The sequence below is a fragment of the Pseudomonas sp. NFX183 genome (assembly GCF_047943075.1).
GTDB lineage: Bacteria > Pseudomonadota > Gammaproteobacteria > Pseudomonadales > Pseudomonadaceae > Aquipseudomonas.
This window is the reverse complement of record NZ_CP181333.1, coordinates 4906168-4918667: the sequence shown is the minus strand read 5'-3', so window position 1 is coordinate 4918667 and position 12500 is coordinate 4906168. Positions and strand designations below refer to the sequence as shown.

Annotated in this window: 10 protein-coding genes; 7 read left to right on the top strand and 3 right to left on the bottom strand. The window is 62.8% G+C overall.

Features of this window, described 5'->3' with window-relative positions:
• Positions 1-4: 4 nt before the first annotated feature.
• The gene (gene araD1 / locus ACM530_RS23115; protein WP_416363248.1) at positions 5-997 is read right to left on the bottom strand and encodes an AraD1 family protein; all 993 of its coding nucleotides are present in this window, start codon (positions 995-997) and stop codon (positions 5-7) included.
• Positions 998-1012: 15 nt separating this feature from the next.
• On the bottom strand, positions 1013-2335 hold the full coding sequence (locus ACM530_RS23110) for an MFS transporter (protein ID WP_416363247.1): 1323 nt from the start codon (positions 2333-2335) through the stop codon (positions 1013-1015).
• A gap of 191 nt (positions 2336-2526) precedes the next feature.
• On the opposite strand from ACM530_RS23110, the gene ACM530_RS23105 reads away from it, so the two are divergent.
• Positions 2527-4263 (top strand): IlvD/Edd family dehydratase, encoded by a 1737-nt coding sequence (locus tag ACM530_RS23105; protein WP_416363246.1) that lies wholly within the window; start codon positions 2527-2529, stop codon positions 4261-4263.
• A 47-nt stretch (positions 4264-4310) separates the two neighbouring features.
• Positions 4311-5033 carry a FadR/GntR family transcriptional regulator gene (locus ACM530_RS23100; RefSeq protein ID WP_145164836.1) on the top strand — a complete coding sequence of 241 codons (723 nt, stop codon included), beginning with the start codon at positions 4311-4313 and terminating at the stop codon, positions 5031-5033.
• Between the two features lie 35 nt (positions 5034-5068).
• Here the strand turns inward: ACM530_RS23100 and ACM530_RS23095 are convergent, their stop codons facing one another.
• Positions 5069-5536 carry a metallophosphoesterase family protein gene (locus ACM530_RS23095; RefSeq protein ID WP_242198533.1) on the bottom strand — a complete coding sequence of 156 codons (468 nt, stop codon included), beginning with the start codon at positions 5534-5536 and terminating at the stop codon, positions 5069-5071.
• Positions 5537-5665: 129 nt separating this feature from the next.
• Here ACM530_RS23095 and ACM530_RS23090 point away from each other — a divergent pair, with 129 nt between their 5' ends.
• The 5 genes from ACM530_RS23090 (at position 5666) to ACM530_RS23070 (ending at position 12487) form a co-directional block, all read left to right on the top strand.
• The gene (locus ACM530_RS23090; RefSeq protein ID WP_145164832.1) at positions 5666-6556 is read left to right on the top strand and encodes a bestrophin family protein; all 891 of its coding nucleotides are present in this window, start codon (positions 5666-5668) and stop codon (positions 6554-6556) included.
• Between the two features lie 152 nt (positions 6557-6708).
• On the top strand, positions 6709-7467 hold the full coding sequence (locus ACM530_RS23085; protein ID WP_416363245.1) for a helix-turn-helix transcriptional regulator: 759 nt from the start codon (positions 6709-6711) through the stop codon (positions 7465-7467).
• Between the two features lie 80 nt (positions 7468-7547).
• Positions 7548-8435, top strand: a complete 888-nt coding sequence (locus ACM530_RS23080; protein ID WP_416363244.1) for a proline iminopeptidase-family hydrolase — start codon at positions 7548-7550, stop codon at positions 8433-8435.
• A gap of 319 nt (positions 8436-8754) precedes the next feature.
• On the top strand, positions 8755-11163 hold the full coding sequence (locus tag ACM530_RS23075; protein ID WP_416363243.1) for a glucose/quinate/shikimate family membrane-bound PQQ-dependent dehydrogenase: 2409 nt from the start codon (positions 8755-8757) through the stop codon (positions 11161-11163).
• A 58-nt stretch (positions 11164-11221) separates the two neighbouring features.
• Positions 11222-12487 carry a carbohydrate porin gene (locus tag ACM530_RS23070; protein ID WP_416363242.1) on the top strand — a complete coding sequence of 422 codons (1266 nt, stop codon included), beginning with the start codon at positions 11222-11224 and terminating at the stop codon, positions 12485-12487.
• Positions 12488-12500 lie beyond the last annotated feature (13 nt).

Below are 12500 nucleotides of genomic sequence, written 5' to 3'. Positions count from 1 at the left end.
CTCCTTAAAGGGTGATGACATTGCCGGGCTCGAACACCGCGTCGGCCTTGCCGACCGTGTTGACCAGCGGCGCGCCGAATTCGGCCTGGCTGATCTCGAACACATCGCCCGGCTGCGTACGTATACCGTCGGCAAATGACAAGGTAGCAGTGCCGAAGAAATGAATGTGCACGTCACCCGGCTTGAGGAATTGACTGTATTTGAAGTGGTGATACTCAAGATTTTCCAGGCTGTGGCACATGTTGGCCTCGCCACTGAGGAATTCGTTTTGCCAGATCACTTTGCCGTCACGCAGGATGCGGCTGGTGCCCGCCAGGTGCTGCGGCAACTCGCCTACGCGTAACTCCGGACCATAGCTGCAACTGCGCAACTTGGAGTGGGCCAGGTACAGGTAGTTTTTGCGCTCCATCACGTGATCAGAGAACTCGTTGCCCATGGCGAAGCCCAGTCGATAGGGTTTGCCGTCGTGGCCAATCACGTAGAGGCCACCGATTTCCGGCTCTTCACCGGCGTCTTCGGCAAACGGCGGCACCGGGAAAGCCTGGCCCGGGCGTACCACGATGCTGCCGTCGCCTTTGTAGAACCACTCCGGTTGCACACCCGCTTGGCCAGACGCGGGCTTGCCGCCCTCCACGCCCCATTTGAAGATGCGCAGGGTGTCGGTCATCGCACTGTCGTCGCCGGCCTGCTGGTGCATCTTGTCCCGCGCCGAGGCGCTGCCCAGGTGGGTCAGGCCGGTGCCGCTGATCAACATGTGGGCCGGGTCCGGGTGATCGAGTGGCGGCAGGATTTTCAGGTCAGCCAGCAATGCGCGGTAATCGTAGCTGTCGCCCAGGCCCAGCTTGTCGACCTGCTGCGCCAATTTGACGCCCGCCTCGATGGCCGCCAACGCCAGCTCACGCATGCTGCGGGCCGTCTGCACCTCGCGCAGCTTGGTGCCTTCTACTACGCCGACACGGCGCTCACCGTTGCGTAACTCAAACTGAACTAAACGCATGAAATGTCTCCTTGATTAAGTCCGCGTGGCACCCCGGGCGCTGGAGGCAAATTGCTCGGTGGGCAGCACGTGCTTGCGTTCCAGCACGCGGTACACCACGCCGGTCAGCAGTAACCCGAATACCATCACACCCGACAGGAAGTACAAGCCCGAGGCCAGGTTGCCGGTGTACTCCTTGAGCGCGCCGATCACGAACGGGCCGATATAGCCGCCGAGGTTGCCCACCGAGTTGATCAATGCAATGCCCGCCGCCGCACTGGCGCCGGCGAAAAAGCGCCCCGGCAGGGTCCAGAACACCGCCGTGCAGGAGAACAGCGCGAACGCCGCCAGGCACAGCGCGGCCATTTGCAGCACCGGCAAGCTCAGCCAGGCACTCAAGAACAGCCCGATGGCGCCCAGCACATACAGCACCGCGAGATGGCCGTAGCGATCATTCAAACGGTCGGAGCTGCGCGGAATGATCAGCAGGCCGAGAATGCCGAAGATATACGGCACCGCCGAGACGAAACCGGTGACCAGGTCACTGCCGCCAAACTGCTTGATCAGCGTCGGCAGCCACAGGCCGAGCCCATAAATGCTCAAGGTCACGGGCAGGTAGAACAGCGCCAGCAGCAGTACTCGTTTGTCTTTCAGCGCATGCAGCGGGTTGCCGTGGCGGGTCTGGCCGTAGGCTTGCAGGTCTTTATTCAGCTCGCCGGTGAGCCAGGATTTCTCGTCCTCGCTCATCCACTTGACCTGCTGGGGGCCGTCCGGCAGCCAGCGCAGCACCGGCCAGGTCAGCAACAGCGCCGGCGTGCCGATGACGATGAACAACCACTGCCAGCCATGCAGGCCGAGGATGCCGTCCATGCCCAGCAAGCCGCCGGACACGGGGCCGGTGATCATCATCGCAATGGGTTGGGAGAGGATGAACAGCCCGAGGATCTTGCCGCGATGGCGCACCGGGAACCACTGGGTGATGTAGTACAGCACGCCCGGAAAGAACCCCGCCTCCGCCGCGCCGAGCAGAAAGCGCATCACGTAAAAACTGTGCGGCCCCTGCACAAAGGCCATGCCGATAGTGATCGCGCCCCAGGTCAGCATGATGCGCGCAAACCAGCGCCGGGCGCCGAAGCGGTCGAGCATCAGGTTGCTGGGAATCTCGAACAGGAAGTAGCCAATGAAGAACAGCCCCGCGCCCAAACCATAGGCGGCGTCGCCAATGCCGACATCGGCGCCCATGTGCAGCTTGGCAAAACCCACCGCCGAGCGGTCCACGTAGGCGATCAGGTAGAGCAGGATCAGGAAGGGAATCAGTTTCAGCGTGATGCGCCGAATAAGCCGCAGTTCCTGGCTCATGGGTCGATCTCCGATTGTTGTTTTTATAGAAGCTCGGGGGTTACCGCTGGCCAAATTCAGGCAGGGCGATACCTCATTTGAAGCCGACTATATAGTATGACTATTTACAAAACAACTCTTCCAAAGCCTCGATTTTGCGCTTATGTTTAGCCGTATATAGAACATATAGTCATACAATAAGAGAGACCACCATGCCTGATAAAAAGCCCACCCTCCGCTCCGCCCAGTGGTTTGGCACCGCCGACAAGAACGGCTTCATGTACCGCAGCTGGATGAAGAACCAGGGCATCGCCGACCATCAGTTCCATGGCAAACCGATCATCGGTATCTGCAACACCTGGTCGGAGCTGACGCCGTGCAACGCGCACTTCCGCCAGATCGCCGAGCATGTCAAACGTGGTGTGATCGAGGCAGGTGGCTTCCCGGTGGAATTCCCGGTGTTCTCCAATGGCGAATCCAACCTGCGCCCCACCGCCATGCTCACGCGCAACCTGGCGAGCATGGACGTGGAAGAGGCGATTCGCGGCAACCCCATCGACGGCGTGGTGCTGCTCACCGGCTGCGACAAAACCACCCCGGCGCTGCTGATGGGCGCGGCCAGTTGCGACGTGCCGGCCATCGTCGTCACCGGCGGGCCGATGCTCAATGGCAAACACAAAGGCCAGGACATCGGCTCGGGCACGGTGGTGTGGCAGCTCAGCGAACAGGTCAAGGCCGGCACCATCACCCTGGACGATTTCCTCGCGGCCGAAGGCGGCATGTCGCGCTCGGCCGGCACCTGCAACACCATGGGCACGGCCTCCACCATGGCGTGCATGGCCGAGGCACTGGGCACTTCCCTGCCCCACAACGCGGCGATCCCGGCGGTGGATGCGCGCCGGTATGTGCTGGCGCATATGTCCGGCATGCGTGCGGTAGAGATGGTGCGCGAAGACTTGAAGCTGTCGAAGATCCTCACCAAGGAAGCGTTTGAAAACGCGATCCGCGTGAACGCGGCCATCGGCGGTTCGACCAACGCGGTGATCCACCTGAAGGCCATCGCGGGGCGCATCGGCGTCGAACTCGACCTGGATGACTGGACGCGCATGGGCCGCGGCGTGCGGACCATTGTCGACCTGCAGCCGTCGGGGCGTTTCCTGATGGAGGAGTTTTACTATGCCGGTGGCCTGCCCGCCGTGTTGCGCCGATTGGGCGAAGCCAACCTGATCCCGCATCCGCATGCGCTGACCGTCAACGGCAAGTCCCTGGGCGAGAACACCAAGGACTCGCCGATCTACGGCCAGGACGAAGTGATCCGTACCCTCGACAACCCGATCCGCGCCGACGGCGGCATCTGCGTGCTGCGCGGCAACCTCGCGCCGTTGGGCGCCGTGCTCAAACCATCGGCCGCCAGCCCCGAGTTGATGCAGCATCGCGGCCGCGCGGTGGTGTTCGAGAACTTCGACATGTACAAGGCGCGCATCAATGACCCGGAACTGGACGTGGATGCCAATTCGATCCTGGTCATGAAAAACTGCGGCCCCAAGGGTTACCCGGGCATGGCCGAAGTCGGCAACATGGGCTTGCCGGCCAAGCTGCTGGCCCAGGGTGTGACCGACATGGTGCGTATTTCCGATGCGCGCATGAGCGGCACCGCTTACGGCACGGTGGTGTTGCACGTGGCACCCGAAGCCGCCGCCGGTGGGCCGCTGGCCACGGTGCAGGAAGGCGACTGGATCGAACTGGACTGCGCCAATGGCCGCCTGCACCTGGACATCTCCGACGCAGAGCTGGCGGCACGCATGGCCGAGCTGCCGCCACCGCAGAAGCTGATCGTCGGCGGCTACCGTCAGCTGTACATCGACCATGTGCTGCAGGCCGACCAAGGCTGCGACTTTGACTTTCTGGTGGGTTGCCGTGGGGCTGAAGTCCCCCGTCATTCCCACTAATTGGGATGCTATGATGCCGCCTATTTAGCCAGGGCCTCCCGTTCGTTATGGATCACCAGCCGTCCAAGCCGCGCAAGAGCATGCATGCCCAGATCGTTCAGGACTTGGGCATGCACATCGTTTCCGGTCGCTTCAAACCCGAAGAACGCCTGCCCATGGAGGCCACGCTGTGCGAGGAGTACAAGGTCAGCCGGTCGGTGTTGCGCGAGGCGACGCGCGTGCTCAGCGCAAAGGGCCTGGTGTATTCCAAACCCCGGGTGGGCGCGGTGGTGCGGCCACGCCTGAAATGGCATTTGCTCGACCCTGACGTGTTGTCCTGGCTGATGCAGACCACGCCTCACAGTGAGTTTTTCAACACCCTGGCCGGCGTGCGGCGCATCCTCGAACCGGAAATCGCCGCCATGGCCGCGACCACCGCCACCGATGAAGACATTGCCACCATCGAACAAGCCTACCTGGGCATGGAAACCGCCAAGACCCACGACGACCTGCTGCAGGCCGACCTGGACTTCCACCGTGCGATTGCCGACGCCACCCGCAATGACCTGCTTGCCTATATGTGCAACATGCTCTCGCTGCCGTTGCGCGAGTCGATCAACATCACCAACCGCCGCCCGGACATCCAGGGCCTGAGCCTGCCGCGTCACAAGGCGATCCTCACGGCGATCCAGAACCGCGACGCCCTCGGCGCCCGCCACGCTTCGCTGGTGCAACTGGACGACACACGCGTGGCGCTGGACACGGTGATGAACGTGCTGACCCCGCTGTAAATGCACGACGGGCGTCACCTGATTGAGCCAATCGGCTACTGAACAGCGTCCACCAGCGAAATCAGCCGCGACTCAATCGACGCCTCAACGATCTCAAGCACCGCAAGTGTCACCGGCAGTTTGAACCGGCGCCTGCCAGCGCTGCCCGGGTTGACGTACAACGTTGCGCCGCGCCACACGATCAAGGGTTTGTGCGAGTGACCGGTGATCACCAGCCGTGTGTGCGGGTCGAGTAACGCGGGCACGTCGGCAATGTCATGCACGACCAGGGTTTTCCAGCCGTCAAGATCAATGCTCAGATGGTCAGGCACCTGCTGCGCCCAGGCCGCGTCCTGATCATTGTTGCCGCGCACCACATGCACCGGCGCGATCTGCGCCAGGTGTTCAAGGATGTCCGGCCCGCCGATATCGCCCGCATGGATAATCTGCTCGCAGCCTTGCAGCGCCGCGATCGCCTCAGGCCGCAGCAAGCCGTGGGTATCGGAAATCACGCCAATTTTCATAGAGCCTCATAAGGGTTATGAACATTGACCGCACTCGCCTTAAACGATTCAGGTCAACAGCGAACCTTCCCCCCAAACCAGCGTCCGAGCTAAGGCATTGTTGCTTACCGCTCGCCGCGAGGACCTCGTTTGAAAGCCGCCATCATCAAAAAATACCGCCTGATCATCAAGACCATGGGCTATGTGGGCTGGGCCCTGTTCTGGCTGTTGTTGTGGGATGTTGCCGTGACGGTGGATTTCATGCTGTTTCTCACCACCAAGATCAATTTGCCGCTGATGCCGTTGACCTTGCTGGGTTCGGCGCTGGTGGTGCTGATCAGTTTTCGCAACAGCAGCGCTTACAACCGTTGGTGGGAAGCCCGCACGCTATGGGGCGCGATGGTCAATAACTCACGCAGTTTTGCCCGACAGGTGCTGACGCTGCTGGACGACCCGGACGGCGAAGTGAACCCGGCCAAAGCCACGCTGCTGCGCCGTCATGTGGCCTATGTGAATTGCCTGGCGGCGCACCTCAGGGGCAAGCCGTGCCCCGACGAGGTGCGCGCGTTCATCCCGGCCGAGGAGTTCGCGCGCAACGGTGCGACCAACAACTTCGCCAATGACATCCTTACCGGCTCGGCGGCATTGCTGGCCAGGGAGTATAAGGCCGGCCACCTGGACAGCATCCGCCTGTCGCGAGTGGAGTCAACCCTGGTGGACTTGTCCAATGCCCAAGGTGGCATGGAGCGCATCGCCAATACGCCGCTGCCCTACCCTTACGTGTATTTTCCACGGCTGTTTATTTCTCTTTTCTGCCTGATCGTGCCGGTCGGGTTGGTGGAGTCCTTGGGCTGGTTCACCCCGCTGGCCTCGACGGTGGTGGGCTTTATGCTGCTGGCGATCGAGCGTATCGGCACCGACCTGCAAAGCCCGTTTCACTCCAGCGAGCACCAGATCCAGATGGAAAGCATCTGCGAAACCATCGAGAAAAACCTGCAGTCGATGCAGCGCGATGCGTTGGGTGGCGAGCGCATCGGCTGAGCGCATCAGCAGGCTCACGAAGGCAGGTGGTGCTCGTCAGGCGCATTTCATCTGCCACCGCCGGTTCGGCGCGCGATGCGCCAAGGCCCGCATGACAACCGTTGGTATGGCGTTTGCTGGAGAAACCGCGCATCCCACCGCCCGGAGGCGTCATGCAAACCGACCTGATGACATTCAGCGAGCAACTCGCCCACCTGACCAGCCTGGATGCGTGCCTGGCGCATGTGCAAGCGGCGACCAACCGGTTGGGGTTCAACACGCTGATCTACGACTTTGCGCCAGTGCCGGTCAGCCATGAAGGCGCGTTGATCACCCCGTCGGTGTTCAAGGCGCTGAATGCACCGCTGGACATGCACGACCTGTGGTGCACGGGCGGCTATTACCAGATCGACCCGGTGCAGCAATGCGCCGCGCGCAGAACCACGCCGTTTGTGTGGTCGTTCGGCAGCGACACCCCGTGGAACGTCGCCCTGACCGACGCCCATCGCCCGGTGGCCCACTATGTCCGCGACTACGGCCTGAGCACCGGCCTGACGGTGCCGCTGCACTTGCCGGATGGCGGCTTTGCCACGCTCACCGCGATCATCGACGGCACCCCGGCGCAGGCCGAGCAGCAGGCCCGGCAAAGTCTTGGTGACATGCTGGGAATGGCACACACCTTCCAGGCCCGGGCCAGCGAACTGCTGGCACCGGCGCAGCGCTGTTGCACGCATGTTCACCTCACCCGGCGCGAGCGCGAGTGCCTGCAGCATTCGGCCAAGGGGCTGTCGGCCAAGTGCATTGCAGCCGCCCTCAACCGCTCCGAGGCGACGGTCAACCTGCACCTGGTCGCTGCCGCGCGCAAGTTGGGTGCGCGCAATCGCGTCGAAGCCGTGGCGCGTGGTTTGCATTACCGGCTGGTGGAAGTTTGAGAACCTATCACTTTTACCAGTGCACCTGACGCGCCGTTTTGGCTAGCCTGTACCGCATCGATCCCAATGAGGTACAGAACATGCTGGTTCGCGAAGGTTATGCCGATTTCCGTGGCTATCGGACGTGGTTCCGGGTCACCGGCGACTTGAATTCAGGGCGCCTGCCCTTGATCGTCGCCCACGGCGGCCCGGGCTGCACCCATGATTACGTCGACAGTTTCAAAGACCTGGCCGCCACGGGCCGTGCGGTGGTGCACTACGATCAGGTCGGCAATGGCCGCTCGACCCACTTACCCGGCGCCTCTGTCGATTTCTGGAGCGTGGAACTGTTCCTGGCAGAGCTGGACAACCTGGTCGAGCACCTTGAGATCAGCGACTACGCGCTGCTGGGCCAGTCCTGGGGCGGCATGCTCGGCGCCGAGCACGCGGTGCGCCAGCCTGCCGGCTTGAAAGCATTGATTATTGCCAACTCGCCAGCCTCGATGGACTTGTGGTGTGAAGCGGCCAATGAACTGCGCCAAGCGCTGCCGCCCGAGGTGCAGGCCACCTTGCTGCGCCATGAAGCCGCCGGCACCACCGACACCGCTGAATACCTCGCCGCAGCGGAAGTGTTTTACGCGCGCCATGTGTGCCGTACCCAACCGATACCGGCCGAAGTTGAGCGCACCAATGCCGCCATCGAAGAAGACCCCACCGTCTACCACGCGATGAATGGTCCCACTGAGTTCCATGTGATCGGCAGCATGCGCAACTGGACGATCATTGATCGCCTGGCGCGAATCCTGGTGCCCACGCTGCTGATCTCCGGGCGCTTCGACGAAGCCACACCGGCCACGGTGCAGCCGTTTGCCGACGGCATCCGCGACGTGCGCTGGCAGATTTTCGAGCAGTCCAGCCACATGCCGCATGTTGAAGAGCGTGAAGCGTGCATGGCGTGTGTAGCCGAGTTTCTCGCCTCCCTGAAGTGAAGAGTGGCGAGCAGGCTTGCCCTGCGTTGGGCTGCGAAGCGGCCCCAATAAAAACACCGCGGTCTGCCAGCCAGAACGCGGTGTTTGTTTTCAGGACTGCTTCGCAGCCCAACGCAGGGCAAGCCTGCTCACCACACAAAGCCTGCTCACCACACAAAGCCTGCTTGCCACACAAAAAAGCCTGCTTGCCACTTCAAGGCGGTTTGCAACACCATCATCCCAAAGCCTGTAACAGACTATTACCCAGTAGAATGTACTAACCAGTTACTTATCTTGCTAACATTCGACCTTTAGTCACTCACCTTCGAGTCCTGTCGACATGAAACGAGCATCCCGCGCCGCTGGCGCCTCACGATATCTCCTGCTGGGCCTGGGCATCATCATTGCCCTGCTCGGCGTGGCCCTGGCCGTTGGCGGCGCCAAACTGGTCAGCCTGGGCGGTTCCTGGTACTTCCTGATCGGTGGCGTGGCCATGGCCGTTTCCGGCCTGTTGATCGCGCGACGCAACCCGGCTGGCGCGTGGTTGTTCGCCGCCTTTCTGGTGGGCACGGCGGTCTGGGCGGTGGCGGATGTAGGGCTGGTGTACTGGCCGCTGTTCTCGCGGCTGTTCATGTTTGCGGTGATCGGCGTGGTGGTGGCGTTGGTGTATCCGCTGCTGGTCGGCAAGCCGGCTCGCGGCGCGTATGGCATTGCTGCCGTATTGGCAGTGGGCGTGGCCGTCGCTGCAGGCAACATGTTCGTGGCGCACCCAAGCGTGGCGCCCACCGGTAAAGGCCCGGGCATCACGCCGGTGGCTGCCGCCGACGCGCAGAAAGACTGGGCCCACTACGGCAACACCGAAGGCGGCAGCCGGTTTGCCGCGCTGGACCAGATCAACCGCGACACCGTCAACAAGCTCAAAGTGGCGTGGACCTACCACACCGGCGACGTTGCCATCAGCGACGGCAACGGTGCCGAAGACCAACTGACGCCCCTGCAGATCGGCAACAAAGTGTTCATCTGCACACCGCACAACAACCTGATCGCACTGGACGCCGACACCGGCAAAGAGCTGTGGAAGAACGAAGTCAACGCCAAATCGGCGGTGTGGCAGCGTTGCCGTGGCATGGCGTATTTCGACGCCACCGCGCCCATTGCCCAGCCGACCCAACCCAACAGCTCGCCGATCATGGCTGCCAGCGTGGCGGCCGGTGCCCAGTGCCAGCGTCGCCTGCTGACCAACACCATTGATGCACGCCTGATCGCGGTGGATGCCGACACCGGCAAATTCTGCGAAGACTTCGGCACCCACGGCCAAGTGGACCTCAAAGCCGGCCTGGGCGATGTGCCGGACAGCTACTACCAATTGTCGTCGGCACCGTTGATGGCCGGCACCACCGTCGTCGTCGGTGGCCGCGTCGCCGACAACGTACAAACCGACATGCCAGGCGGCGTGATCCGTGGTTTCGACGTGATCACCGGCCAAATGCGCTGGGCCTTCGACCCGGGCAACCCCGAAGACAAGCAAGCGCCAGCCGCCGGCAGCACCTACGTGCGCAGCACGCCGAACAGCTGGGCGCCGATGTCGTACGACCCGCTGATGAACACGGTTTTCCTGCCGATGGGCAGCTCGTCCACCGACATCTATGGCGTTGAACGTACCCAACTGAATCACAAATACGGCGCCTCGGTGCTGGCGCTGGACGCCTCCACCGGCGCAGAAAAGTGGGTGTACCAGACCGTCCACAACGACCTGTGGGACTTCGACCTGCCGATGCAGCCGAGCTTGATCGACTTCACCCCACCGGGCAGCGACAAGGCAGTACCGGCTGTAGTGATCGGCACCAAGGCCGGGCAGATCTACGTGCTCGACCGCGCCACCGGCAAGCCGCTCACAGACGTCAAGGAAGTGCCGGTCAAGGCCGCGAACATTCCCAACGAGCCGTACTCGTTGACCCAGCCTAAATCCGTGGGCATGCCGCAGATCGGCGCGCAAACCCTGAACGAATCGGACATGTGGGGCGCCACGCCCTACGACCAGTTGCTGTGCCGTATCGACTTCAAGGGCATGCGCTACGAAGGCCTGTACACCGCGCCGGGCACCGATAAATCGCTGAGTTTCCCAGGCTCCCTGGGCGGCATGAACTGGGGCAGTATTTCCACCGACCCGGTGCATGGCTTTATCTTCGTCAACGACATGCGCCTGGGCCTGTGGATCCAGATGATCCCGTCGCAGAACAAGGCCCAGGCCTCGTCCGGTGGCGAAGCGCTGAACACCGGCATGGGCGCCGTACCGCTCAAGGGCACGCCGTATGCGGTGAACAAAAACCGCTTCCTCTCGGTGGCCGGCATCCCGTGCCAGGCGCCGCCGTTCGGCACCCTGACCGCCATCGACATGAAGACCCAGCAGATCGCCTGGCAAGTGCCGGTGGGCACGGTTGAAGACACCGGCCCGCTGGGCATCCGCATGCACCTGCCGATCAAGATTGGCCTGCCGACCCTCGGCGGCACGCTGTCCACCCAGGGCGGCCTGATCTTTATCGCCGGCACCCAGGACTTCTACCTGCGCGCCTTCAACAGCGGCAACGGTGATGAAGTCTGGAAAGCCCGCCTGCCGGTGGGCAGCCAAGGCGGCCCGATGACCTATGTGTCGCCGAAAACCGGCAAGCAATACATCGTCATCACCGCCGGCGGCGCGCGCCAGTCCACTGACCGTGGCGACTACGTGATCGCCTACGCCCTGCCATAACCCCGTGTTCGCGCGGTGTCGCCCTCCGGCACCGCGCTTTTTGTCTGGAAAACCACGCATGACCCCCACTTCTCATCTGCCCCTTGGCCGCCTGGTGCTGGGCCTGGCCTTTGCTGCCGCCCTGCCCGTTCAAGCCGACGACACCACCCTGACCGGCGACTGGGGCGGCCTGCGCCGTGAACTCGACGAGCAAGGCATCCGCTTCACCGGCGACTACAGCGGCGAAACCGCCTACAACGCCGACGGCGGCCAACACCGTTCGGCGCGGTACTCGCAAAACATCAAGCTTGGCGTGCAGTTCGACCTGGGCAAGCTCTACGGTTTCAACAACGGCGACCGCATCCAGCTGACCATCAACGACCGGCGCGGCAACAGCGCCTCCGAAGACCTGGTGGGCAACCGCCTGCCGATCCAGGAAAACTACGGCGGCCTCTACACCCGCCTCACCGAGTTGAGCTACGAACGCACGCTGTTCACCCCCGCGCTGAACATCAAGCTGGGCTACATGGCCATGGGCAATGACCTCGGCGGCCTCGACAGCGGCATCCTGTGCAACTTCATGAACGCCGGTTTCTGTGGGCACCCGCTGAACATGTCCGGCGGCAGCGGCTGGACCAACTACCCGAATGCGCGCCTCGGCGCGCGGGTGAAATACGATTTCTCGCCATCCTGGCAACTGCGCGTGGCAGCGTTCAATGTCGACCCGGACAGTAACGGCAACTCCAGCCGCGCCTGGCGTCTGGACCCTAAACGCACCACCGGCACCGTGGTACCGATCGAGTTGGTCTACAAACACGCGGGCACGCTGCCGGGCGAATACAAGCTGGGTTACTACTACGACAGCTCCGACGTCAAACGCATCGGTAGCAACAAAGAAGTCAGCGGGCGCGGCGGTCACTACCTGCTGATCGACCAGGCCGTGTGGGCGTCCAGCACATCAGCCGGTCGCGTGCTGCACGCCTTCGGCCAATACTCGGCCGCCAGCGAGGCTGCCTCGCCGTTCAGCAAGTGGTATGGCGCGGGCGTGGTGCTGTACAAACCGTTCGAAGGCCGCCCGCGCGACACCGTCGCCCTGGGTTATGGCCGTGCGGTGCCGAACCCGCGCAGTCGGGATGTGCAGGAATTGGCGGCGTTCAACGCGGGCACCGACTACCCCAACCTGAACAATGCCGAGCAACTGATCGAACTCAGTTACGGCTACCAGGCCACGCCGTGGCTGACGTTGCGCCCGGATGTGCAATACATCATCGAGCCGGGGGCGTTTTCCGGTGAGAACATCGACAACGCGCTGGTAGTGGGTTTACAGGTGAAGGCCACTTTCTGACCGGATAAGGGCC